Origin of the sequence: Bradyrhizobium sp. HKCCYLRH3061 (genome assembly GCF_051168015.1) — a bacterium.
GTDB lineage: Bacteria > Pseudomonadota > Alphaproteobacteria > Rhizobiales > Xanthobacteraceae > Bradyrhizobium.
This window is the reverse complement of sequence record NZ_JBNPUE010000002.1, coordinates 178,704-201,273: the sequence shown is the minus strand read 5'-3', so window position 1 is coordinate 201,273 and position 22,570 is coordinate 178,704. Positions and strand designations below refer to the sequence as shown.

Annotated in this window: 22 protein-coding genes and 1 pseudogene; 17 read left to right on the top strand and 6 right to left on the bottom strand. The window is 66.1% G+C overall.

The window, feature by feature from the left end; genetic code table 11:
- Nucleotides 1-59 precede the first annotated feature (59 nt).
- From ACQR2C_RS04795 to ACQR2C_RS04785, 3 genes and pseudogenes are all read left to right on the top strand, one after another.
- Complete coding sequence (locus ACQR2C_RS04795; protein WP_434880596.1) at nt 60-764, top strand: alpha/beta hydrolase; 705 nt, start codon at nt 60-62, stop codon at nt 762-764.
- Between the two features lie 56 nt (nt 765-820).
- Nucleotides 821-1,134: pseudogene (locus ACQR2C_RS04790) on the top strand (hypothetical protein).
- Between the two features lie 128 nt (nt 1,135-1,262).
- Nucleotides 1,263-1,622 (top strand): twin-arginine translocation signal domain-containing protein, encoded by a 360-nt coding sequence (locus ACQR2C_RS04785; RefSeq protein ID WP_315800945.1) that lies wholly within the window; start codon nt 1,263-1,265, stop codon nt 1,620-1,622.
- Between the two features lie 95 nt (nt 1,623-1,717).
- Here ACQR2C_RS04785 and ACQR2C_RS04780 read toward each other — a convergent pair whose 3' ends face one another.
- Complete coding sequence (locus ACQR2C_RS04780; protein WP_315800944.1) at nt 1,718-2,722, bottom strand: alpha/beta fold hydrolase; 1,005 nt, start codon at nt 2,720-2,722, stop codon at nt 1,718-1,720.
- A gap of 105 nt (nt 2,723-2,827) precedes the next feature.
- A complete protein-coding gene (locus ACQR2C_RS04775) occupies nt 2,828-3,526 on the bottom strand; it encodes an ArsR/SmtB family transcription factor (protein ID WP_315714525.1) in 699 nt (232 codons plus the stop codon).
- A 75-nt stretch (nt 3,527-3,601) separates the two neighbouring features.
- Here ACQR2C_RS04775 and ACQR2C_RS04770 point away from each other — a divergent pair, with 75 nt between their 5' ends.
- Complete coding sequence (locus tag ACQR2C_RS04770) at nt 3,602-3,916, top strand: NIPSNAP family protein (protein ID WP_315800943.1); 315 nt, start codon at nt 3,602-3,604, stop codon at nt 3,914-3,916.
- Nucleotides 3,917-3,962: 46 nt separating this feature from the next.
- Nucleotides 3,963-4,781, top strand: coding sequence for an isocitrate lyase/PEP mutase family protein (locus ACQR2C_RS04765; RefSeq protein WP_315800942.1), 819 nt, complete (start codon nt 3,963-3,965; stop codon nt 4,779-4,781).
- A gap of 67 nt (nt 4,782-4,848) precedes the next feature.
- Here ACQR2C_RS04765 and ACQR2C_RS04760 read toward each other — a convergent pair whose 3' ends face one another.
- The gene (locus ACQR2C_RS04760) at nt 4,849-5,157 is read right to left on the bottom strand and encodes a hypothetical protein (RefSeq protein WP_315800941.1); all 309 of its coding nucleotides are present in this window, start codon (nt 5,155-5,157) and stop codon (nt 4,849-4,851) included.
- A 213-nt stretch (nt 5,158-5,370) separates the two neighbouring features.
- Entirely contained in the window at nt 5,371-5,784 is a 414-nt protein-coding gene (locus ACQR2C_RS04755; protein WP_315800940.1) for a hypothetical protein, read from the bottom strand.
- Nucleotides 5,785-5,933: 149 nt separating this feature from the next.
- Between ACQR2C_RS04755 and ACQR2C_RS04750 the strand changes: the two genes are divergently transcribed.
- Nucleotides 5,934-6,578: a trimeric intracellular cation channel family protein gene (locus ACQR2C_RS04750; RefSeq protein ID WP_315800939.1), complete on the top strand. Its 645-nt coding sequence runs from the start codon at nt 5,934-5,936 to the stop codon at nt 6,576-6,578.
- A 63-nt stretch (nt 6,579-6,641) separates the two neighbouring features.
- Here ACQR2C_RS04750 and ACQR2C_RS04745 read toward each other — a convergent pair whose 3' ends face one another.
- Entirely contained in the window at nt 6,642-6,818 is a 177-nt protein-coding gene (locus tag ACQR2C_RS04745) for a hypothetical protein (protein WP_316177161.1), read from the bottom strand.
- Between the two features lie 77 nt (nt 6,819-6,895).
- On the opposite strand from ACQR2C_RS04745, the gene ACQR2C_RS04740 reads away from it, so the two are divergent.
- The 9 genes from ACQR2C_RS04740 to ACQR2C_RS04700 all read left to right on the top strand — a co-directional run bounded on the left by ACQR2C_RS04740 (nt 6,896) and on the right by ACQR2C_RS04700 (nt 20,572).
- Nucleotides 6,896-10,387 carry an indolepyruvate ferredoxin oxidoreductase family protein gene (locus ACQR2C_RS04740; RefSeq protein WP_434880595.1) on the top strand — a complete coding sequence of 1,164 codons (3,492 nt, stop codon included), beginning with the start codon at nt 6,896-6,898 and terminating at the stop codon, nt 10,385-10,387.
- A 1,043-nt stretch (nt 10,388-11,430) separates the two neighbouring features.
- Nucleotides 11,431-12,579 carry a thiolase domain-containing protein gene (locus tag ACQR2C_RS04735; protein WP_434880594.1) on the top strand — a complete coding sequence of 383 codons (1,149 nt, stop codon included), beginning with the start codon at nt 11,431-11,433 and terminating at the stop codon, nt 12,577-12,579.
- Nucleotides 12,579-12,968, top strand: coding sequence for a Zn-ribbon domain-containing OB-fold protein (locus tag ACQR2C_RS04730; protein ID WP_315800936.1), 390 nt, complete (start codon nt 12,579-12,581; stop codon nt 12,966-12,968). Before ACQR2C_RS04735 ends, ACQR2C_RS04730 begins: the two co-directional genes overlap by 1 nt.
- Before the next feature lie 437 nt (nt 12,969-13,405).
- The gene (locus ACQR2C_RS04725; RefSeq protein WP_316183707.1) at nt 13,406-14,266 is read left to right on the top strand and encodes a MaoC family dehydratase; all 861 of its coding nucleotides are present in this window, start codon (nt 13,406-13,408) and stop codon (nt 14,264-14,266) included.
- 159 nt (nt 14,267-14,425) lie between these two features.
- Nucleotides 14,426-15,304, top strand: a complete 879-nt coding sequence (locus ACQR2C_RS04720; RefSeq protein WP_434880593.1) for an SDR family oxidoreductase — start codon at nt 14,426-14,428, stop codon at nt 15,302-15,304.
- A gap of 133 nt (nt 15,305-15,437) precedes the next feature.
- Nucleotides 15,438-16,391, top strand: coding sequence for a dihydrodipicolinate synthase family protein (locus ACQR2C_RS04715; RefSeq protein ID WP_434880592.1), 954 nt, complete (start codon nt 15,438-15,440; stop codon nt 16,389-16,391).
- Between the two features lie 2 nt (nt 16,392-16,393).
- Nucleotides 16,394-17,197 (top strand): NUDIX hydrolase, encoded by an 804-nt coding sequence (locus tag ACQR2C_RS04710; protein WP_434880591.1) that lies wholly within the window; start codon nt 16,394-16,396, stop codon nt 17,195-17,197.
- Between the two features lie 112 nt (nt 17,198-17,309).
- Nucleotides 17,310-19,991 (top strand): PAS domain-containing protein, encoded by a 2,682-nt coding sequence (locus ACQR2C_RS04705; RefSeq protein WP_434880590.1) that lies wholly within the window; start codon nt 17,310-17,312, stop codon nt 19,989-19,991.
- A gap of 125 nt (nt 19,992-20,116) precedes the next feature.
- Entirely contained in the window at nt 20,117-20,572 is a 456-nt protein-coding gene (locus tag ACQR2C_RS04700; RefSeq protein ID WP_434880589.1) for a hypothetical protein, read from the top strand.
- Between the two features lie 15 nt (nt 20,573-20,587).
- Here the strand turns inward: ACQR2C_RS04700 and ACQR2C_RS04695 are convergent, their stop codons facing one another.
- Nucleotides 20,588-20,971 carry a VOC family protein gene (locus tag ACQR2C_RS04695; RefSeq protein WP_316182082.1) on the bottom strand — a complete coding sequence of 128 codons (384 nt, stop codon included), beginning with the start codon at nt 20,969-20,971 and terminating at the stop codon, nt 20,588-20,590.
- Nucleotides 20,972-21,193: 222 nt separating this feature from the next.
- Here ACQR2C_RS04695 and ACQR2C_RS04690 point away from each other — a divergent pair, with 222 nt between their 5' ends.
- Nucleotides 21,194-21,904 (top strand): hypothetical protein, encoded by a 711-nt coding sequence (locus tag ACQR2C_RS04690; protein WP_316182084.1) that lies wholly within the window; start codon nt 21,194-21,196, stop codon nt 21,902-21,904.
- 114 nt (nt 21,905-22,018) lie between these two features.
- The gene (locus ACQR2C_RS04685) at nt 22,019-22,483 is read left to right on the top strand and encodes a hypothetical protein (RefSeq protein WP_315804851.1); all 465 of its coding nucleotides are present in this window, start codon (nt 22,019-22,021) and stop codon (nt 22,481-22,483) included.
- The last annotated feature ends 87 nt before the right edge of the window (nt 22,484-22,570 follow it).

Sequence of the window (22,570 nt, the reverse complement as noted above, 5' to 3'; positions counted from 1 at the left end):
GGCCTCGTTGATTTCTGATAGTCTCCCGCGGCAGCGCGAGTCCGCGCGGGGAGGCTCCGATGATCAGACCGGCGAATTGGATACGTATCTGGCTGGCAGTTGCGATGTCGGCTGTCGCAGCCGGAGCAGCCTTCGCCGATGAGACCGTGACGATCGGCGGCTCCCGCGTCGCGCTGATCAGGCCGGCCTCGGTGCGCGCCAGCGTGATCCTGCTGCCCGGCGGTGACGGCGCCATCCATGTCGGCGAGCGCGGCGACATTCACGGCCTGCTCGGCAACCAGCTGGTGCGCACGCGCAACGCTTATGCCGCACGCGGGCTCGCCGTGATGGTCGCGGACACCAGTACCGATCTGAAGGCCGCGGTGGACTACATGGCCACGATCAAGCGGCCGGTGACGGTGATCGGCACCAGCCGCGGCACGTTGCGCGCCGCGGAAGGCATCGCGCGCGGTGCCCGGCCGGATGCGTTGGTGCTCACCTCGGGCTTCCTCAGTCCGGAGTCGGGGAGCTCCTCGAACGTGATGTCGATCCTCGGCTCGCCATCCGCCTTGCCCCGGACGCTGGTCATCCACCACACCAGCGACGCCTGCAAGTTCACGCTGCCGGCAGGCGTCGACCCGTTCATCAGATGGGCCGGCGGCCGGGCGCGCGTGAAGTGGCTGTCGGGCGGCGCGGAAGAGGGGGATCCCTGTCAGGCGCGCGGCCATCACGGCTTCAACGGGCTCGACGGGCAGGTGGTCGGCCTGGCCGCGGGGTTTCGCTGAGCGCCGGATTGCGGGTAGACTCCGGAACAAAAGCAACGTGGTCCGGAGGAAACTCGATGCCGTCAGCCATCTTCGTCGTCCGCGCCACCGTGTCGGATCCGGCGAAACGCGATGCGTTCGACCGCTGGTATCGCGACGTTCATCTGCCCGACGCGATCAGGAGCTTCGGCGTGCGCAAGGCGTGGCGGGTGTGGAGTCTCGCTGATCCCAGGGTGCATCAGGCGATGTATCAGTTCGATGCCATCGCCGCGGTGGAGCGTGCGATCGGCGGCGCGAGATGAAACGCCTGACCGCCGATTTCAATCGCGACTGGCCCGACGTGACCCGGACGCGCGAGAGCTTCGTGCTGGCGCAGACGGTCGACGGCTGAGCTTGCGTTGCCTTCGACGACGAAGGCGTGGCGCTTCCATCACCGTACTGCGATCCGGTTCAGCTCACGTTCAGGTGATCGGCCGAATACTCCGTCATGCTCTGGCTCGTGGATCATGGAGGCGTGCGATGGAACGACGGAATTTCCTCAAGCTGGCATTGGGGCTCGGCTGTGCAGCGGCGGCCGGCGCCGTGCTTCGCACCAGCGATGCGGTCGCCGCGCCGCTCTCGCCGTCGCCGCTGAACGAAGCCGCGCCTTCAGCCAGGGATCAGCACGTCGAGCGCGCGGTCGGCTCGCAGGACGAGGCCGATCGGCTCGCGCCGGAGCAGGTGCGCTGGGGACACCACGGTCATCATCACGGACATCACGGCCACGGCCATCACTGGGGCTGGCGCCGGCGGCATTGGGGTTGGCGGCGCCGCCATTGGGGCTGGCGTCACCATCATCGGCAGTGGCGCCGCCATTGGCATCGGCGCCACTCCTGGTGATCGGCCCGGCCGCGTTGCGGCCAGGCGCCGTTTCGGACTCGTGATTGCGGCACGGCAGGGATCGGCGCGATCCCTGCCGGTCGTGTCCGTTTGAACTACCTGCCGAGGAAGTCCAGCAGCAGCGCGTCGTATTTGTCCGGCGCGTCGAGGAAGACGAGGTGGCCGGCATTGGCGACCACCTCGGCGCGGGCATCGCGCATCCGGCTGGCCAGGTCCTTTGCCAGCTCGGCGTTCTGGCCCATCTTCGCTCTCAAGGCTTCCGGCGCGTTCGGCCGTCCCGGCGCGTTGTGATCGTCCGCGCCCATGATGAACAGCGTCGGCTGCGTCAGCAGCGGGATCTCGTGCACCACCGGCTCGCGGTAGATCATCTGATAGGAGCTGACGAAGCTCTTCAGCCAGCGCGGATAGTCGGCGCTTTGCTTCAGGTTGAAGCGGGCATCGATGAACGGCGTGACCTGCTCCGGTGGCAGCTTCAGCGCGTAGTTGGTCTCCAGCTGCTTGCGATAGCCGTCCGACGTCAGCCGGTCCTCGCTCTCGCTGATCTTTTCCGACGGGACCGGCGGCACGTAGGCGCGGTAGTCCTCGAGCCCGATCGGCGCGGTCAGCACGAGATGCGCGACCCGGTCGGGATAGGCGCGGGCGATGCGGACGGCCAGCATGCCGCCCATCGAATGCGCGACGATGTCGGCCTTGGCGATGCCGAGGTGATCGAGCAGCGTCATCGTGTTGCGCGCCAGCGTGTCGAAATGCAGTTCGCCCGACGGCTTGGATGATTTGCCGAAGCCGACCTGGTCGGGCACCACGACGCGGAAGCCGGCGTCGGTCAGTGTCTTGATCACGGGCGCCCAGTAGCTCGAGGGGAAGTTGCGGCCGTGGAGCAGCAGCGCAACGCGGCCGTTCGGCTGCGCCGGCGCGACATCCATGTAGGCCATGCGCAGCTGCTCGCTGTCGTTGACCAGGGGCAGCAGGCTGACCGGGTAGGGATAGGCGAAGCCTTCGAGGTTGATGCCATAGGGCTCGCGCGGCATCTCCGCAGCGCGGGCGGCGATCGGCGCGACGGTGAGCAGGGCAGCGCAGAGCGCGGCAGCGAAACGGGACATGGAGACTCCGGGAGCGAGATGGGGTCGTCAACCGTCTCGCCGTGCCCTGCGTTCGCTCTGGCCGCAATGCACGAAGGCATTGCTGCGATAAACAGCACGTGATCGTCAGTCCTCGGCCGGACCGAACAGCGCCGCGAAATGCTTTTCGCCGGCGCGGCTGAAATTGACCACGCGACTGCCTGGAGTGGCATCGCGCGCCGCCCATTTCAGCTCGGTGAAGCGCTTCATCAACGCTGCGCCGAGCGTGCCGGCGAGATGATGCCGCCGCGCGCTCCAGTCGAGGCAGGCCTTGCAGACGGGCCGGCGCGGATGCGCCAGCATTTCCGGCGAGATCCGCAAATGCTGCGCCAGGAAATGTTTGCCGTCCTCGGTCAGCACGATCTCCTGCTTGCGCCGGCGCACCAGCTTCTGCCGGGTCATGCTATCGAGCATCTGCACGCCGAGATCGCCGGCAAGATGATCGTAGCAGATGCGCGCCCGCCGCAGCTCCGGCTCCTTCGGCCCGGTGCGCACCCGCATGTGGCCGGCGCGCGCGGCAAGGCCGGCGAGCTTCTCCAGCACGTCGGCGACGTCCGGATCGGCGAGCCGGTAGTAGCGGTGACGGCCCTGTTTTTCCGGCTCGACCAGGCCGCCGCCTTCGAGCTTGGCAAGATGCGAGCTCGCCGTCTGCGGCGTCACGCCCGCTTCCTGGGCGAGCTCGGTCGCGGTCAGCGCCCGGCCCGAGAGCAACGCCGTCAGCATGTTGGCGCGGGCGGGATCGCCGACCAGCGCCGCCACCATCGCAATGTCCGGACCTGATTTCATAGTTCGATGCTAGCCGAAGCATTCTCGCCCCGCAAGCGGATAGTGTCGATGATACGAAACTTACCGGAGGTTGTCATGACCATCACCGTCTTCATCCGCTATCGCATCGATCCGCATCAGCGCGACCTGTTCGAGGCCTATGCCAGGCGCTGGCTGTCGATCATTCCCCGCTGCGGCGGCGACCTGATCGGCTATTTCATGCCTCATGAAGGCACCAACGACGTCGCCTATGGCCTGATTTCATTCGACAGTCTCGCGGCTTACGAGCGCTATCGCGCAACCTTGCGAAGCGATGGCGAGGGACGGGCGAACTTCGCACTCGCGGAGGAGCACAAACTCATTCTGGGCGAAGAACGAACATTTCTGCGCAATGTCGTGGCGGCGCCATGAGAGCGGGACTATCCTGGTGCAACGAAGAGATGCATGGGAGGATGACATGACGGTGACCAGCACGGCGGACAAGCGCGCGGCCTTTCGCAAATTGCACGAGGCCGGCTGCTTTATTTTGCCGAACCCGTTCGATGCCGGCACGGCGAAAATGCTGCAGCATCTCGGCTTCAAGGCGATCGCCTCGACCAGCGCCGGCTTCGCGTGGTCGATTGGCAAGGCCGACACCGGCACGACGCTCGACGAGATGCTCGCGCATCTAGCGGCGCTGTCAGCGGCGGTCGACATTCCCGTCAATGCCGATTTCGAGGGCGGCTTCGCCGATGCCCCCGAGGGCGTGGCCGCCAACGTCACGCGTGCGGTCGCGACCGGCGTCGCGGGTCTGTCGATCGAGGACTCCACGGGTGACAAGGATGATCCGCTCTACGAACGCGAACTGGCGGTGGCGCGCATCCGCGCCGCGCGCCAGGCGATCGATGCCAGCGGCGGCGATGTCCTGCTGACCGGCCGCTGCGAGGCTTTTCTCTGGGGCAAGCCCGACCTCGCGCTGGTGACCGAGCGTCTCACGGCCTATGCCGAGGCTGGCGCGGATTGTCTCTACGCCCCCGGGATCAAGTCGGTCGAGGAGATCATAGCGGTCGTCAAAGCGGTGGCGCCAAAGCCGGTCAACCTGCTGATCGGGGCGTCCGGTCTCTCACTCAGCCAGGCCGCCGAGCTCGGCGTGCGCCGCATCAGCGTCGGCGGTTCGCTGGCTCGGATGGCCTGGGCCGGCTTCATGCGCGCGGCCAGGGAGATGGCCGAGCAGGGCACCTTCACCGAGCTGGCAGGCGGCTATCCCGGCGGCGAGCTGAACAAGCTCTTCGGTTGAGTTGGGCCACGCATGTAGAAAAGCCGCGGACTTGCCGCGGCTTTTCCAATCCGTTCGCTACGACTGTTCAGTAGCGGTCCGTTCCGATGCCGACGCTCACGCCGGGGGCGCGGATGCCGATGCCGTCGCGGTGTTCATAGGTGCGACGCTCGATGTAGCGCTCGCGCGGCGCATAGGCGTAGGAGTCGCGGTCTTCGTGAATGATCACACGGCGCTCATGGCGCTCGCGCCAGCAATGGCCGTCCTCGTTGCAGACCATGCGGACGGTCTGGACGTCGCGCTGGGGGACGGCCGACACATCGACCGAGAGCGGCGCAGCCTGTGCTGCGGTCATCACGAGCGTGCCTGCTGCGGCCGCGAGAATGAAAGCCTTCATCACAAATCTCCTCCAATCAGTGTGGGTCAAAGTGCCGCACAGGCAATCGGCAAGCGCGCAGATCGTTCCACCTTGAAACTCGTTTGTTGGCGCCATAACGCGCGCGCCGATATCAGCCTTGGTGATGAGCGGGCGCAAAAAGGCGGCGGACGATCGCTCATCCGCCGCCCGAGTTGAGAACGGCGGTACGCCGTTCGTGGGATAGTTGACGAATTACTTCGCGTTGTTGGTGTTGGTCGGAGCCTTCGGGGCCGGCGGCGGCGTGGTGCGGTCGCCCGCGGCGCCGGTGGTCACGCCGGACGAGCTGTTGCTGCTGCCATTGCTCGTCGACGCCGACTGCGAGGCGGGCGTCGTGCTCGCCTGATCGCTACGCATCGACATGTTGTTGAGGCCGTAGAACACGGCGCCGAGCAGGATCGCGATGCCCAGGGCGTAGGCGGCAATACGGCCGGTCGAGGCGGAGCCTTCCCTCAGCTCGGGATCGGGCTGCAGCTGGCTGTCCATCCGCGCCGCGCGCTCGTACTCGGCAGCGGTCATGTCAGCACCGGCCATGCCGGGGCGCGTGGTCATGTCCGGCCGGTTGATGCCGTCGGGATAGCGTTCGTTCGGGAGCCGTTCGTTGGCCATGATGTCCTCCTTTGCGATTGTCACCCGACAACCAGCGCAGCCCCGGCTCTGTTCCGCGAAACCTTGCGAATTCCCCAGTCGATCCGTTGCGTGCCGCGCTAAGGTTCCTCGCCTACTTTGCGATTCTCTGTCCAGCTGGAGCCCCCTCGATGTGGAACCTGCCGCCCGGTGACAGCGTGCTGCATCTGTTGACCTGGGTGGCGCTGGCGGCGCAGGCGATGACGGCCGCGCTCGCGGCGGGACGCCGCAGCATGGACTGGATGGGCGTCTGTTTGTTGGGGGCGATCACCGCGCTCGGCGGCGGCACCTTGCGCGACGTTCTGCTCGGCCACTATCCGCTCGCCTGGGTCGAGCGGCCGTCCCTGCTGCTGCTCACCGTGCTGGCGCCGTTCGTGACGATCGCCATGGCGCGCCTGGTTCACCGGCTGACGATGGCGTTCCTCGTTCTCGATGCCGTCGGCCTCGTCGTGTTCACGATGACCGGCTGCGACATCGCCTGGCAGATGAACGTGCCGATCGGCATCGTCATCGTCGCCGGGATGATCACCGGCTGCGCCGGCGGCGTGCTGCGCGACATCCTGTGCAATGACGTGCCATTGCTGTTTCGCGCCGAGCTCTACGCCAGCGTCTCCCTCGTCACGGGCCTGGTCTATGCGACGGGGCTGTCGCTCGGCATCGGCAGCGGATGGTGGACGGCGCTGACCTTCGCGCTCGGATTGTCGTTCCGGCTGCTCGCGATCCGCTATAAATGGAACATGCCGCGCTTCGTCTTTTCAGGTGAGGAGCGCGGCTGAACGGCGGCGGTCCTATCGCATTGCACAATTCGTTGGGGCCAGAATCGCGCCGGCCAAAACGGTTCAGTCACCGTCCGCCGAGCCGCCAAAGCCATGGCGCGCATCATCCCATTTCGCGGCAGCCGCCGTTTTCGACACAAACCGCAAAAGCCGCAGCCGGCTGCCGCCATGAAATTGCGATTTCGGTTGGCTGCCCTGCGCGGACGAGATTTGTGATGCGCATTCTTCAAAAGCAGACATAAATGATTGGCAGAACGCGCGCTTCCGCCGTCTGGCGGCAGCCGCGCACCCCTGATAAAGCACGGCAAGAGGGCGGAATGGGCATCAACGAGAGCGAGATCAATCTCGACCAGAAATACACCGCAAGCTCCGGCCACATCTTCCTGACCGGCATCCAGGCGCTGGTGCGGCTGCCGATGGCCCAGATCCGGCGCGACCGCGCCGCCGGCCTCAACACCGCCGGCTTCATCTCCGGCTATCGCGGCTCGCCGCTCGGCGGCTACGACCAGCAGCTGTTCTCCGCGCGCAAGCATCTCGAGCAGTACAACATCAAGTTCCAGCCCGGGGTGAACGAGGACCTGGCAGCGACCGCCGTGTGGGGCTCGCAGCAGCTTCATTTGTCGCCCGGCGGCAAGTATGACGGCGTGGTCGGCATCTGGTACGGCAAGGGCCCCGGCGTCGACCGCTGTGGTGACGTGTTCCGCCACGGCAATGCCGCGGGCTCCGCCAAGAACGGCGGCGTGCTCTGTCTCGCCGGCGACGACCACGGCGCCAAGTCCTCTACCGTGCCGCACCAGTCCGACCACGCCTTCATGTCGGCGCTGATGCCCTACCTCTATCCCTCGTCGATCCACGAGATGATCGAGATGGGGCTGCTTGGGATTGCGATGTCGCGCTATTCCGGCTGCTGGGTCGGCATGAAGGTGATCACCGAGACGGTGGAGACCACCGCCGAGATCAACCTCAACGACGAGATGACGCCGTTCGTCATCCCCACGGATTTCGAGCTGCCGCCGGGCGGCCTCAATCTGCGCTGGCCCGACGACCGCTTCGACCAGGACCGCCGGCTGCAGGACTACAAGGGCTTTGCCGCGATCGCCTTCGCCCGTGCCAACAAGGTCAACCGCATCACGATGGACTCGCCGAACGCCCGCTACGGCATCATGGCGTCGGGCAAGAGCTATGAGGACATCCGCCAGGCGCTGCGCGAGCTGGGGATTACCGAGGAGGTCGCCGCCAAGATCGGTCTTCGCCTCTACAAGATCGGCATGCCCTGGCCGCTGGAGCCGGAAGGCGTGCGGCAGTTCGCGGTCGGCCTCGAGGAGATCTTCATCATCGAGGAGCGCCGCGAGATCGTCGAGAACCAGGTCAAGCAGGAGCTGTTCAACTGGCGCGACGACGTCCGCCCGCGCATCGTCGGCAAGATGGACGACCACGACAAGCGCTTCCTTCCCTTTGCGACCGAGCTCTCGGTCGCCTCGCTCGCGACCTCGCTGACGGAGCGTCTGCTGCGCCTCGATCTCAATCCCGAGATCAAGGCGATGCTGCGCGCCAAGGCCGACTGGTTCAATGGCCGCGACGCCTCGCAGATGCAGCTGGTCTCGCCGGTGGCGCGCACGCCGTATTTCTGCTCCGGCTGTCCGCACAACACCTCGACGAAAGTGCCCGAGGGCAGCCGCGCGCTCGCCGGCATCGGCTGCCACTTCATGTCGCTGTGGATGAACCGCAACACCGAGACCTTCACGCATATGGGCGGCGAGGGCGTGCCGTGGGTCGGCATCGCGCCGTTCACCAATGAGGAGCACATCTTCGCCAATCTCGGCGACGGGACCTATTTCCACTCCGGCAGCCTCGCGATCCGCCAGGCGGTCGCCTCCAAGGCCAACATCACCTACAAGATTCTCTATAACGACGCCGTCGCGATGACCGGCGGCCAGCGCCATGACGGCGATCTGTCGCCGCAGCAGATCACCTTCCAGCTGCATTCGGAAGGCATCCGCGAGATCTACCTGGTCTCGGAGAATCCAGACTCGTACCCGAGTGACAGCATCGCGCCCGGCGTCAAGCTGGCGCATCGCGACGAGCTCGACAACGTCATGAAGACGCTGCGCCAGACCAAGGGCGCCTCGGCCATCGTGTTCGTGCAGACCTGCGCCGCCGAGAAGCGCCGCCGCCGCAAGCGCGGCACGATGGAGGATCCGCAGCGCCGCGTCTTCATCAACCCGGCCGTCTGCGAAGGCTGCGGCGACTGCTCGGTGCAGTCGAACTGCATCTCGGTCGAGCCGCTGGAGACCGAACTCGGCCGCAAGCGCGTCATCAACCAGTCGTCCTGCAACAAGGACTATTCCTGCGTGAAGGGCTTTTGCCCGTCCTTTGTGACCATCGACGGCGGCAAGCCGCGCAGTCGTGCGCCCGCTGAGCTCGGCGACATCGGCGTGATGCCGGAGCCCCTGACCAAGCCGTCGCTGGAGCGGCCCTACAATGTCGCCGTCGGCGGCGTCGGCGGCACCGGTGTGCTGACCATCGGCGCGCTGCTCGGCATGGCCGCCCATATCGAGGGCAAGGCCTCGATGATCCTCGACATGTCGGGCCTCGCGCAAAAGGGCGGCGCGGTGCTCAGCCACGTCCGCCTGTCGGAGAACACCGCCGACGTGACCTGTTCGCGCATCGTCACCGGCACCGCCGATCTCGTCATCGCCGCCGACGAGGTGGTGGCGGGTGCCAAGGAGACGATCACGCTGTGCGATGCCGAGCGCACCCATGGCGTCATCAACAGCCATCTGATCCCGACCGCCGATTTCGTCCTCAACCGCGATTTCAACTTCCAGAACCGCAAGGTGACGAGCCTGCTGGAAACGGCGCTGCGCAAGGACTCGACGTTCTTCGACTTCACCAAGCCGGCAGAGGCACTGCTCGGCGACTCCATCGCCACCAACATGATGATGATGGGCTATGCCTATCAGAAGGGCCTGCTGCCGCTCTCGGCCGAGGCCATCGAGAAGGCGATCGCGATCAACGGCGTCGCGGTCAAGATGAACACCGAGGCATTCCGGCTCGGCCGCCTCGTGGTGGTCAACCCCGAGCGTGTCGCCGGCATGATGACCGGACAGGACGAGACGGTGCCGCCGAAATCGCTCGACGCGATGACGCTGGACGAGATCATCGCCCATCGCATGACCTATCTCGCGGCCTACCAGAACGCCCGGCTCGCCAAGCGCTACCGCAAGCTGGTCGACCAGGTGCGCGAGGCCGCCGACAAGGGCGGCTACGGCGAGGCACTGCCGCGCGCCGTTGCGATCAACTACGCCAAGCTGCTCGCCTACAAAGACGAGTACGAGGTGGCGCGGTTGTTCTCCGACGGCACCTTCGAGAAGCAGCTCTACGACGCCTTCGAAGGCGATTACAAGATCTCCTTCAACCTGGCGCCGCCGATCTTCAATTCCGGCCTCGATCCCCAGGGCCGGCCGAAGAAGAAGAGCTATGGCCCGGGCATGATGAAGATGTTCCGGCTGCTGGCGAGGCTGAAGGGCCTGCGCGGCACGCCGCTCGACATCTTCGGCTATTCCGCCGAGCGCAAGATGGAGCGCGACCTGATCGCCGGCTACGAAAAGGACGTCGCGACGGTGCTCAGCCTCTTGTCGCCCGCCAATGCCGACATCGCCGTCGAATTCCTGTCGCTGCCCGACAAGATCCGCGGCTACGGCCCGGTGAAGGACAAGGCCGTGCAGGACGCCAAGGCGCGCTACGCGCAACTGGCGGCCGACCTCGCCAACCCGCCGTCGGCGCCACGCCAGATGGCGGCGGAGTAGGGCCGTAGGGTAGGCAAAGCGCCGCCCCTGGCGGCGCGTGCCCACCGTCTCACCGCAAGCTCGGAACCCTACGGTTTCAACGTCATTGCGAACAGCGCAGCGACGAAGCAATCCAGAGTCCTACGGGCCGTCCTGGATTGCTTCGCTTCGCTCGCAATGACGCGGAGAGAGCCGTAGCCCGCATGAGCGAAGCGATATGCGGGACGGCTGTCCCGGGTGTCGCTGCGCTCACCCGGGTGACAGGCCTCGTTCAAATTCTGATTTACAGATTTATATTGACGAATATCGGAAATCATGCTTTATTGCCGCCATCCCGCCTCACTCGGAAGGGGCGTTGCGCGCGATCGTCACGACACGCGGGGCGGGGAGCGATGGCCGCGATGGAGCCGCAGCGTGTCCTTGAGGGATGCGCGGACGAACGGTTCGGCGCGGACGTGAAGTCGCAGCGTGCTGGCACCCCGACGCTGGTGTCACGTTCGTGACGGCGCTGACGCGCCGCGCGGATCATGGTGGCCAACAAGCCCGGCGCACCAGGCAGACTGCGTATAAGCGTTAAGACCATCGCGCAGGGAAGGCCGGGTGTTCTCGGCTGCACCTGTGGTACCTGCCGCCTGCATTTTTTTCGCAGGCGGGCCGCAGGCGTCAGCCGACGCCTGGCCTTCCCTGCGCCCTCCGATTCGACGAGGGCGAACAAGATCAGCATGACCCGGGCAGTGATGTCGCGGGAGTGCTGGGTCACGTGTAGTTCGATATGTGCTCGCTCGCGCCACACGATCGCTGTCGTCCCGGGCTTGACCCGGGACCCATAATCACAGACGGGCGTGAGAGTGCACGCTGGTTGACCATCGAGTCTAACAATATCCGCCGGTGGCTATGGGTCCCGGGTCAAGCCCGGGACGACGGCGGAGTCAGAGGCGCGATCGCGCGCCATCTCCACCCTGCGGAATATTTTCCGCCTTTGCCAAGACGCTTGCCAAGACTCCTGCGAGGGTCCAGAAAATCTCCAACCATCGGGCAGGACACGACAGGAAGCGGAGACGGAATTGACCATCAAGGGCAAGGCCTACATTGCCGGGATCTATGAGCATCCGACCCGGCACGCACCGGACAAATCGACCGCACAACTGCATGCCGAGGTCGCCAAGGGGGCGCTGGAGGATGCCGGGTTGAGCGCGAAAGATGTCGACGGCTATTTCTGCGCCGGCGATGCGCCGGGCGGCGCGTGGCCGATGGTCGACTATCTCGGCTTGAAGGTGCGGCACATCGATTCCACCGAGACCGGCGGCTGCTCCTATCTGATCCACGTCGGCCACGCCGCTGAGGCGATTGCCGCCGGCAAATGCTCGATCGCGCTGATCACGCTGGCCGGCAAGCCGCGCACCGGCCCGATGCCGCCGCGCGCCGCCGGCGCGGAAGCCGACTTCGAGATGGCCTATGGCGCCACCACGCACAATGCCTACGGCATGTGCGCCATGCGCCACATGCACGACTATGGCACCACGTCGGAGCAGCTCGCCTGGATCAAGGTCGCGGCCTCGCATCACGCGCAGTACAATCCGCATGCGATGCTGAAGGAGGTCGTGACGGTCGAGGACGTGATCAACTCGCCGATGATCTCCGATCCGTTGCACCGCATGGATTGCTGCGTCGTTACCGACGGCGGCGGTGCGCTGATCGTGACCACGCCGGAGATCGCCAAGAGCCTGAAGAAGCCGCTGGTGCGGCTGATCGGCCATGGCGAGGCGATGAGGGGGCCGCGCGGCGGCAAGGACCTCGATCTCACTTATTCCGCCGGTGTGTGGTCCGGCCCGCGCGCCTTCGAGGAGGCGGGCGTGACCCCGAATGATATCAAATACGCCTCGATCTATGACAGCTTCACCATCACGGTGCTGATGCAGCTCGAGGACCTCGGCTTTTGCAAGAAGGGCGAGGGCGGCAAGTTCGTCGCCGACGGCAACCTCATCTCCGGCGTCGGCAAGCTGCCGTTCAACACCGATGGCGGCGGCCTGTGCAGCAACCATCCGGTCAACCGCGGCGGCATGACCAAGGTGATCGAGGCCGTGCGCCAGCTGCGCGGCGAAGCTCATCCGAAGGTCCAGGTGCCGAATTGCGACCTCGCCATCGCCCATGGCACCGGCGGCCTGCTCGGCGTGCGCCACGCCGCCTCGACCTGCATTCTGGAGCGCGTCTGATGTCCGAAGCCAAGAAACTTCCGGCCCCCGTCACCAATCCCGAGACCAAGGCGTTCTGGGATGCCGCCGCCGAGGGCAAATTCATGATCAAGCGCTGCACGGCATGCGGCGAGGCGCATTATTTCCCGCGCTCGATCTGCCCGTTCTGCTTCTCCGACCAGACGGTGTGGGAGCAGAGCGCGGGCGAGGGCGAGATCTACACGTTCTCGATCATGCGCAAGTCGCCGACCGGGCCCTATGCGATCGGCTACGTGACCTTGAAGGAGGGGCCGTCGCTGCAGACCAATTTCGTCGATTGCGATTTCGATGCGTTGAAGATCGGCCAGAAGGTGAGGGTTGTGTTCAAGCCCACCGACGGCGCCCCGCTGCCGTTCTTTACACCGGCGTAGGTGAGTGAGCACGGATGCGGCTCCACGTCATTGGAGCGAAGCGACGAAGCAATCCAGAGTCCTCGCGCAGCCCTGGATTGCTTCGCTCCGCTCGCAATGACGATGGGGCATGCATCTGCGTGCTCCAACAATGGTGTACCCTCTCCCTTTGTGGGAGCGGGTGGCGAGATCGAGCGAAGCGAGATTGAGCCGGGTGAGGGGTCTCTCTCCGCGCAGACAGTGCGGCTGTGGAGACAACCCCTCACCCGAGTGAGGTCGGAATTGATAGTTGCGCTGCCCTCTCCCACAAGGGGAGAGGGCGCAGCAATGGGCATCGGAAGACGTGCGTAGGGTGGGCTAAGGCGCGGAGCGCCGTGCCCACCGATATACAACAAGAAAGGCGGTGGGCACGCTTCGCTTTGCCCACCCTACAAGAGAACGAAGTTCGGGGAGGCGACATGCCGATCAACTACGATGAGCTGATGGCGATGAAGGCGATCGGGCAGCCCTATGCCTACGGTGATCGCGAGGTGATGCTGTACGCCTATGGCATCGGCATGGGGGCCGATCCCATGGATGAGAAGGAGCTCGCCTTCGTCAACGAGGCCACCGCCGAGCCGCGGCCGCTGAAGGTGGTGCCGACCTTTGCCTCCGTCGCGGCCTGGGGCGCCGGTCCCGGCGACATGAAGCTCAACCGCGTGCTGGTGGTCGACGGCGAGCGCGACATCACCTTTCACAAGCCGCTGGCGGTGGCCGCGAAGATCACGGCCGACTCCTCCGTGCTCGCGGTGTCCGACAAGGGCAAGGACAAGGGCGCCGTCATCCGCCATCAGACCATCCTGCGCGACGAGGGCGGCGCGCCGCTGACGACGCTGGTCGCCTCACGCTTCGCCCGCGGCGACGGCGGCTTCGGCGGTCCGTCTGGCGGCATTCCCGAGCCGCACCCGGTGCCGACCCGCGCACCGGACCGCAGCGTCGACATCTCGACACGGCCTGACCAGGCGCTGATCTACCGCCTGTGCGGGGACCGCAACCCGCTGCACTCCGATCCCGAGTTTGCCCGTCGCGCCGGTTTCCCACGGCCGATCCTGCACGGCATGTGCACCTACGGCCTCACCTGCCGCGCCGTGCTGCAGACCTATGCCGACTACGACGCCTCGGCGTTCCGCCAGCACGCCGCGCGGTTCTCGTCGCCGGTGTTCCCCGGCGAGACCGTGACGGTCGATCTCTGGAAGGATGGCGATGTGATCTCCTTCGAAGCGCGCGTGAAGTCGCGCAACGTCACGGTGATCAAGAACGGCAAGACAGTGCTGGGATGATCCTCGTGATGTGAGGCACAGCTGTTAGTTATCGTCATGCCCGGGCTTGACCCGGGCATCCATCCTCTTCTGGTGATGGATGGACGGTTCAGGAGATGGATGGCCGGGTCAAGCCCGGCCATGACGGAGAAAGCAAGAACATAAGCGGAGGACGCACCCATGGGACTGCTCGACGGCAAGGTGGCGCTGATCACCGGCGCAGGTGGCGGCCTCGGCGAGGCCTACGCCAAACTGTTCGCGCGCGAGGGCGCGGCGGTGGTGGTCAACGACCTTGGCGGGCCGCGCGACGGCTCCGGCTCCGACCTGTCGATGGCCGAGCAGGTGGTGGCCGCGATCAAGGCCGAGGGCGGCCACGCCGTCGCCAACGCCGCCGACATCTCCACCATGGCCGGCGGGCAGTCTGTGTTCGACGACGCCATCCGGCATTTCGGCCGCGCCGACATCCTGGTCAACAATGCCGGCATCCTGCGCGACCAGACCTTTACCAAGTCGAGCGAAGCGGATTGGGACAAGGTGATCCAGGTGCACCTCAAAGGCACCTTCTGCTGCACCCTGCCGGTGTTCCGCTGGATGCGCGACAATGGCGGCGGCGTCATCGTCAACACCTCATCGACCTCGGGCCTGATCGGCAATTTCGGCCAGTCCAACTACGGCGCCGCCAAGGGCGGTATCTGGGGCCTGTCCAACGTGCTGGCAATCGAGGGCCGCAAGTACAACATCCGGGTGTGGACCTTGGCGCCGGGCGCGCTGACCCGCATGACCGCGGATCTGCCGCGCTATAAGGAGAACCCGGGCGCGGCGCTGACGCCCGAGGGCATTGCGCCGGCCGTGCTCTACATGGTCAGCAGTCTCTCGGGGGATCAGACCGGCAAGGTGCTCGGCGTCTCCGGCCCACGCGGCGTGCGCGAGTTGCGCATGATGGAAATGGACGGATGGAAGCCGCCATCCTCGGCGTGGCGGGCGGAGGACATCGCTGATCATGCAGGGGAGATATTCTTTTCGGAGGACGAGATTCGAAAGTCCGCGCGGCGGTTTTGATGTATGCAGATCGTCATTCCGGGGCGCCCGGAGGGCGAGCCCGGAATCCATAGCCACGATCGGGAGTATGGATTCCGGGCCTGCGTCTAGCGGCGCATCCCGGAATGACGACAGATGAATGGGAGACCGGACGATGAAGCTCACCGCCGCCGCCAAAGGCACCTTTGCGATCGCGCCGACGCCGTTCCATGATGACGGCCGCATCGACGAGGCGTCGATCGACCGTCTGGTCGACTTTTACGGCGAAGCAGGCTGCGACGGCATCACCGTGCTGGGCATCATGGGCGAGGCGCCGAAGCTGGACGCGGCGGAATCCGAGCAGGTTGCGGTGCGCTTTGCCAAGCGCGCCAAGAACCTGCAGATCATCGTCGGTGTCTCCGCGCCGGGCTTCGCGACGATGCGCGCGCTGGCGCGCGCCTCGATGGATGCCGGCGCTGCCGGCGTGATGATCGCGCCGCCGCCGACCCTGCGCACCGATGATCAGATCACGGGCTATTTCAAGCAGGCCCAGGAGGCGATCGGCGAGGACATTCCGTGGGTGCTGCAGGACTATCCGCTGACGCTGAACGTGCAGTTCACGCCGGCGGTGATCCGCAGGATCGTCATGGACAGTCCGTCCTGCGTGATGCTCAAGCATGAGGACTGGCCGGGCCTTGAGAAAATCTCGGCGCTGCGCGGCTTCCAGAAGGACGGCTCGCTGCGGCCGCTGTCGATCCTGTGCGGCAATGGCGGCCTGTTCCTGGACTTCGAGATGGAGCGCGGCGCCGACGGCGCGATGACCGGCTACGCCTTCCCGGAAATGCTGGTCGACGTCGTCAAGCTGTCGCAGGCCGGCAAGCGCGACGCCGCGCACGACCTGTTCGACGCGCATCTGCCGCTGGTCCGCTACGAGCAGCAGCCCGGCGCCGGCCTTGCCGTGCGCAAATACGTGCTGCAGAAGCGCGGCGCGATCGCCTCCAGCGCACAGCGCAAGCCGGGCTCGGCGATCACGGCGGCCGCCAAGGCCGAGGTCGACTATCTGCTGTCGCGTGTCGCCCGCACCGACGCCCGCGCCAATCTGCAACCCCGAGCCACCGCCGCGGAGTGACCATGGCTGACGCTGCCGCCGTCCGTCCCGCCTCGACCGTGCTGCTGCTGCGCGATAGCGCAGCCGCACGTGAGATCGAGGTATTCATGATGGTGCGCCACCATCAGATCGAGTTCAACTCGGGCGCCCTGGTGTTTCCAGGCGGCAGCGTCGACAAGGGTGACCGGGAGGTCGCGGGCAGGCCGGAGCTCTATGCCGGCGACGATGGCCTGGACGCCGAGGCGCTCGGCTTCCGCATCGCCGGCGTGCGCGAGACGTTCGAGGAGAGCGGCATCCTGCTGGCGCGAGCGCGCGGCGCGGACACGCTGATCGAGGCCGCTGCCGCCCGCGAGATCGAGGCTGCACATCGCCTGGCGCTGTGCGAGGGCAAGGTCAGCTTCCTCGAGGTCATCGAGGCGCACGGCCTGGTGCTGGCGCTCGATGCGCTGGTTCCCTACGCGCATTGGATCACGCCCGAGGGCATGCCGAAGCGCTTCGACACCTGGTTCTTCCTGGCGGCGGCGCCGCCGGACCAACTCGGCGCCCATGACGGCCGGGAATCGACCGACTCCGTTTGGGTCTCGCCGCGCGAGGCGCTGGCCGGCGGCGAGGACGGCCGGTTCAAGCTGCCGTTCCCGACGACCCGCAACTTGATCCGTCTGGGCAAACAGCCGGCGGTGGCGGGGGCGTTGGCGGCGGCGCGCGACATGGAGATCGTCACCGTCATGCCGGTCATGACCAGGACCGCCGAGGGCGGTCGCCAGCTGCGCATCCCCCGCGAGGCCGGCTATGATGGGGAGGTTTTCGAGTTCGGTGCGGCCGGTTAACCGCACAGGCTATTTTTCGTCCGGCGGTTGATGCGCGGACGGGATTGTTCCCTATCTGTTCATTCAGCCGCGCGGCGGCTCGTATATAGTGCGGTTCCGACCATCGGATCCCATGAGTAGATTACCGGACCTCGACACGGCCTGCAGCAGCCTCCGATCGATGACGATCGGGCGGATGATCTTTGGCAGCTTTTTGCTGCTGCTCGCCGTGATCACCGCGACCAGCATGGCGAGCGTGATCGCCATCCGTCACATCGATTCGACCTTTGCCGAGTTGCAGCGGCTGCAGGGCGTCGGCGATCTCGCCGAGGAGATCGACCAGCGCATGAACGAGCTGCGGCTCGCGGCGCGTGATTTCGTCACCGATCCCGGTTCGCGTTCCGATCGGGCCATGGAGGCGGCGACCGAGCTCAGCGCGCTACTGAAGAAGACGCGCCTGCAGCTCGCGCCGGAGCAGCAGGCGACCATCGATGGCGTCGCCCAGCGGCTCGCCAATTACCGCGAGGGCATCGACCGGATCAGTGCGCTGATCGCCCGGCGTGCCGACCTGCTGTCGGGTTTGCCGGCGGCGCGCGAGGGCTTCGAGGACGCCATCGCCGGCTTGACCGATCGGGGCACGGCGCGGGCCTTGTTCCAGGTGCAGAACCAGGTCGGCGCGGCGCTGCTGGCGCGTGACCCGGCCGGCGCCGAGCAGGCCGCCCGCAGCATGCGCGCGATGCCGATCGAGGACGGCGCGCTTCGTGCGGCCGCCGACCGCTATGCCGAGGCGATCATCGCCATCGCCGGCACCGAGGACGAGATCGCGCGGCTCGACAAGGAGGTGCTGGGCATCGAGGGGCGGCTGATCGGCCGGGTCACCGAGTTGCTGCGCGCCTTGAGTGCGAGCCAGGGCAAGGTGCTGTCGCGCGACTTCGCCCGTACCCTGGCGGAGACGAAATGGCAGAGCATCATCTTCGGCACGGCGGGCGTTCTGATCGGCATCTTCGCTGCGTCTTTCGTGGTCCGGCGCACCGTGCGGCCGCTGGCCTCGATCGCACGCTCGATCAGGGCGCTGGCGGCAGGCGAAAAGGCGGCGTCGATCCCCCAGACCGACGTTCAGAACGAGATCGGCGACATCGCGCGGGCGGCCGAGGTCTTCCGGCAGACTTTGCAGGACGCCGACGCGGCGCGCGAGGCGGCGGTCCGCGCGCTGGCCGAGCAGCGGCTGGCCGAGGAGAGCTATCGCAAGCTGTTCGAAGCCTCGATCGACGGCATCTATGTGACCACACCGAGCGGTCTTGTGCTCAATGCCAATCCGGCGCTCGCGCGCATCATGGGCTACGAATCCGCGAGCGAGCTGATCCAGAGCGTCAACGACATCGCGGATACGATCTATGTCCATCCCCTGGCGCGCGAACGCTATCAGCGGCTGATGCGGCGCGACGGCATGGTGCGCGAGTTCGAATACCAGGTGCGCCGGCGCACCGGTGAGGTCCGCTGGCTTTCCGACAGCGCCACGGTGGTGCGGGACGAGAGCGGCGAGGTGGTTCGCTACGAAGGCGTGGTCCGCGACATCACGGATCAGAAGCGCGCCGAGGACGCGATCGCGGAAGGCCGGCGATTGCTGCAGCAGGTCATCGACACGGTGCCGGCGGTGATCAACGTCAAGGATCGCGAGCTGCGCTATGTCCTGATGAACCGCTATATGGCCGGCATCTTCAACGTCGAGCCCGAGGATGCGCTCGGTCGTACCACGGGCGAGCTGATGTCGCGCTACGGCGCGAACAAGACCGACTCGAACGACAAGCGCGTGCTGGCGACGAAGGCGGGCCTCGGGTTCTACGAGGAGGAATACCTCGATTCATGCAACGTCATGCGGCAATGGCTGGTCAACAAGCTACCGCTTCTCGATGCCGACGGCGAGGTCGACAAGATCGTCACGGTGGCGCTCGACATCGGCGAGCGCAAGAAGAGCGAACTGGAGATGCGCAAGGCCAAGGAGGCCGCCGAGACCGCGCTCCGGAACCTGCGCGAGACCCAGGCCTCGCTGATCGAAGCCGAGAAGCTCGCGGCGCTCGGGCGCATGGTCGCCGGTGTTGCTCACGAGGTCAACAATCCCGTCGGCATCAGCCTGACGGTCGCTTCCGCGCTCGAGCGCAAGACCGAGCGCTTCAGCGAGGCGGTCACGCGGGGCGAGCTGCGGCGGTCGAGTCTCACTGAGTTCATCGAGATGAGCCGCAGCGCCGCGGGACAGCTCGTCGCCAATCTCAATCGCGCGGCCGAGCTGATCCAGTCGTTCAAGCAGGTGGCGGCGGACCGCAACTACTCCGATCAACGCAGCTTCGATCTCGCCGATCTCACCGAGCAGGTGGTGATGAGTCTTCGCCCGGGCGTGCGCAGACAGAACCTGACGGTGAATGTGGATTGCCAGCCCGACCTGGTGATGAACAGCTACCCCGGGCCGTACGGGCAGGTCCTGACCAATCTGTTCCTCAATGCGGTCGCGCACGCGTTTCCGGACGGCAGGAGCGGCGTGATCGAAATCAGGGCCCGGGAGTCCGGCCGCGACAATGTCGAGATCATCTTTTCCGACAATGGCTGCGGCATGTCGCTCGACGTTCGCCGCCGCGCCTTCGATCCTTTTTTCACGACGCGCCGCGACCAGGGCGGCACCGGGCTCGGCCTGCACATCGTCTACAGCATCGTGACCAGCCGGCTCGGCGGCCGGCTCGATCTCGACTCCGAGCCGGGCGCCGGCACGCGCGTCCAGATCATTCTGCCGCGGGTCGCGCCGCTGGAGCAGGCGGCCGAATAGGGCGGTCTGCGTAAAACCCCGGATTGACTCTCACGAAGCCGAGATCGAAACGAAATCTGGCCCGGTTGATGCATTTCTATCCGTGCACCCTGGGGTGGTGCAGGAGCCAGATGGACCAGATGGAAATGAGCAGATGGATTGTTTGCCGCGGCCGTGAGCCGCATCGAGCTGATCGCTCCGACATCAGCAGCACGGTCTCGAGGCCGCAGGCGGCCGCGCGATGGAAGCCACCTATCCAGGTCGGCCGTGCGGCGCTGCTGATCGCACTCGCTGCGCCACCGTCACTGGCGCGCGATCGCGGCCAGTACGCGAACTCGTCGCCGGAGATGAAGGCATGGTTCGACGGCCTGCGCAGCGGCAAGGGCCCGTGCTGTTCGGACGCCGATGGCAGCGCCGTCAGCGATGTCGACTGGGAGAGCAGGGGCGGTCACTACCGCGTCCGCATCGAGGGTGAATGGCTCGACGTTCCCGACGACGCTGTCATCACGGAGCCCAACCGGGTCGGCCGCACGATGGTGTGGCCGATGCGCGGCTATCAGGGCCTCCAGATCCGCTGCTTCATGCCGGGTAGCATGTCGTAGCCGGGCGGGGGGCGCTCAGGTGTATTTCTTGTCGCGCTCCAGCAGCTCGATGGAAATGCCCTCCGGCCCGCGGATGAAGCAGATGCGAACACCGGGGCGGATCGTGGTCGGCTCGGTCGTGAAGGTGATGCCCTTGGCCTTGAGCTCGGCGGCCGCGGCGTCAATGTCCTTCACGGTGAGGCCGAAATGATCGAGGCCCTGGTGCGGCGTCACAGGCGGCGCGTTGACGCCGTCGTTCGGCTCGACCTTGGCGATGAACACGCTGGCGCCGCCGAGCCTGACGTCGATGCGGCCGGGATTGCGGATGATCTCGCCGCCGAGAATGTCGTGAAGCCAGGTAGCGGTGGCTTCCGGGTCCGGGCTGCGGAGATGGATGTGGTCCCACGTGACATTCAACATCGTCGAGATCTTTCGAAGGAGTGAACCGCCTGCGGCGCGGCGGCGTTTCTTGAGGTGCCGGCAACGGGTCGGATGTTTACCGGCCCGTCACCGGCCGCGCCAGCCCGGCATACCGACCGGTATCCGGGCCTGCCCTCCAATTGTCGGCTTTGCATGCAACCCTATCGATGTTTGCCGATTGAAGCTTCCAGATGCCCCCGCCGGGCAGCCGATGGTGCAGACATGAGCGCGGGTCTCTCTCGTTTGCTGGGGCGCAAGCCCGATGCCACGGCGTCGCTGGCCATGCGCCGAAGCGACGGAGCGTCCATCCCTTTGGGAGCCGCGGTGTCGGGGTTGGCGATCCTCGCGCTGATCATGTTCAGCGTCGTCGGGTGGCTGATCATGTCGGTCGAAGAGGAGGAGGTGGCCGACTCCAGCCTCACGCGGGTCGGATCGGCCTCCCCGAGCAGCGGCTATGAAGGAGATGAAGACGGGACGGAGACGTCGCGTGGGCTCTCATTCGTGGTGCCCAGCCCGGCGGCCAAGTCCAGCGCGCACCCCGATTCGTCCCCGGTGGTCGGCTCCGGCCGGACCGTCATGGACGCCAATGCCAGCCTGTCGCCGACGATACCGCCTGCTTCATCCCCTGCGCTCGACCCGGCCGCTCTGTCCAGCCTGCGGATCAGTTCCCAGTCCTGGCGGCGCGGCGGTCTTGGGTCGAGGGCGCTGGTGACCTTCACGGTACGGAATGCCAACAGTTTCGCAATCAAGGACGTCGAAATCAGCTGCGCCTTCAGCCGGCGGGACGGTAGCCATGTCAGCGACCGCCGACGGATCGTGCCCGGCCAAGTCGGGCCGCGCAGCCGGAAGACCTTCGCGGCGGTCCATGTCGGATTCGTCAACGTTAACGTCAGCGCGGCCAAATGCGCGCTGGTTGCAGCGACGAAAATCTAATTATGTCGCGCTAGTCTCCCACGGCTTTTGAACCCGAGCGTTCGACGCGGGAACATACTGTCATGATCCTCCGTTAGGTGGATGTCGGCGCAGGTGCCGACGGAGCGGTAAATTATGCCCATTCTGCGTTACTTTCTTTTCGTCGGTGGAACTCTGCTGGCGCTGCTGGTCCTGGCGGATGCCGTGCTTCCCAGCGTACCATTGCCTGCAAGCCTGTCGTCTGCGTCGGACCTTCCCCCGGTGCGCATTCAGTCCACCAGAAAGTGGCCGGAGCGGATCGTGATGGACACCTCGATCGCCACGCCGGCTCCGGTGAAGCTCGCGAAGGCGGAGCAGCCTGCGGCAGAAGTGGCCAAGCCCAGTGCCCGCGACGCCTTCGCGCAGATGAGCGCCGTCGAGACCAACCCGCAGGTTGCGGCCGTGAAGTCCGCCGAGAAGCCTCGCGCGACGCGGATTGCCGACACAGGCAAGCCGGCTGCAGAGGCGAAGAAGCGAAGGACCGCAAAAGCTCATCCGGGCAGACCGATGATTCTGGTCGCGCAGCAGCCGCATGTCGGCTCTCTCGATTGGACTTGGTAGTATCGATCGCCCGCGGTCCCTGGTCGATCCAAGCGGTCCCGCTGCAATCGCGCCCCGGGGCTCGCGCGGGGTGCTGCGCCGGTTTTC

What these genes read in the sequence shown, in the direction of transcription:
- ACQR2C_RS04795 (WP_434880596.1), top strand. Translation starts at nt 60, where the DNA reads ATGATCAGACCGGCGAATTGGATACGTATCTGGCTGGCAGTTGCGATG.
- ACQR2C_RS04785 (WP_315800945.1), top strand. Translation starts at nt 1,263, where the DNA reads ATGGAACGACGGAATTTCCTCAAGCTGGCATTGGGGCTCGGCTGTGCA.
- ACQR2C_RS04780 (WP_315800944.1), bottom strand. Translation starts at nt 2,722, where the DNA reads ATGTCCCGTTTCGCTGCCGCGCTCTGCGCTGCCCTGCTCACCGTCGCG.
- ACQR2C_RS04775 (WP_315714525.1), bottom strand. Translation starts at nt 3,526, where the DNA reads ATGAAATCAGGTCCGGACATTGCGATGGTGGCGGCGCTGGTCGGCGAT.
- ACQR2C_RS04770 (WP_315800943.1), top strand. Translation starts at nt 3,602, where the DNA reads ATGACCATCACCGTCTTCATCCGCTATCGCATCGATCCGCATCAGCGC.
- ACQR2C_RS04765 (WP_315800942.1), top strand. Translation starts at nt 3,963, where the DNA reads ATGACGGTGACCAGCACGGCGGACAAGCGCGCGGCCTTTCGCAAATTG.
- ACQR2C_RS04760 (WP_315800941.1), bottom strand. Translation starts at nt 5,157, where the DNA reads ATGAAGGCTTTCATTCTCGCGGCCGCAGCAGGCACGCTCGTGATGACC.
- ACQR2C_RS04755 (WP_315800940.1), bottom strand. Translation starts at nt 5,784, where the DNA reads ATGGCCAACGAACGGCTCCCGAACGAACGCTATCCCGACGGCATCAAC.
- ACQR2C_RS04750 (WP_315800939.1), top strand. Translation starts at nt 5,934, where the DNA reads ATGTGGAACCTGCCGCCCGGTGACAGCGTGCTGCATCTGTTGACCTGG.
- ACQR2C_RS04745 (WP_316177161.1), bottom strand. Translation starts at nt 6,818, where the DNA reads ATGTCTGCTTTTGAAGAATGCGCATCACAAATCTCGTCCGCGCAGGGC.
- ACQR2C_RS04740 (WP_434880595.1), top strand. Translation starts at nt 6,896, where the DNA reads ATGGGCATCAACGAGAGCGAGATCAATCTCGACCAGAAATACACCGCA.
- ACQR2C_RS04730 (WP_315800936.1), top strand. Translation starts at nt 12,579, where the DNA reads ATGTCCGAAGCCAAGAAACTTCCGGCCCCCGTCACCAATCCCGAGACC.
- ACQR2C_RS04725 (WP_316183707.1), top strand. Translation starts at nt 13,406, where the DNA reads ATGCCGATCAACTACGATGAGCTGATGGCGATGAAGGCGATCGGGCAG.
- ACQR2C_RS04720 (WP_434880593.1), top strand. Translation starts at nt 14,426, where the DNA reads ATGGGACTGCTCGACGGCAAGGTGGCGCTGATCACCGGCGCAGGTGGC.
- ACQR2C_RS04715 (WP_434880592.1), top strand. Translation starts at nt 15,438, where the DNA reads ATGAAGCTCACCGCCGCCGCCAAAGGCACCTTTGCGATCGCGCCGACG.
- ACQR2C_RS04710 (WP_434880591.1), top strand. Translation starts at nt 16,394, where the DNA reads ATGGCTGACGCTGCCGCCGTCCGTCCCGCCTCGACCGTGCTGCTGCTG.
- ACQR2C_RS04705 (WP_434880590.1), top strand. Translation starts at nt 17,310, where the DNA reads ATGAGTAGATTACCGGACCTCGACACGGCCTGCAGCAGCCTCCGATCG.
- ACQR2C_RS04700 (WP_434880589.1), top strand. Translation starts at nt 20,117, where the DNA reads ATGAGCAGATGGATTGTTTGCCGCGGCCGTGAGCCGCATCGAGCTGAT.
- ACQR2C_RS04695 (WP_316182082.1), bottom strand. Translation starts at nt 20,971, where the DNA reads ATGTTGAATGTCACGTGGGACCACATCCATCTCCGCAGCCCGGACCCG.
- ACQR2C_RS04690 (WP_316182084.1), top strand. Translation starts at nt 21,194, where the DNA reads ATGAGCGCGGGTCTCTCTCGTTTGCTGGGGCGCAAGCCCGATGCCACG.
- ACQR2C_RS04685 (WP_315804851.1), top strand. Translation starts at nt 22,019, where the DNA reads ATGCCCATTCTGCGTTACTTTCTTTTCGTCGGTGGAACTCTGCTGGCG.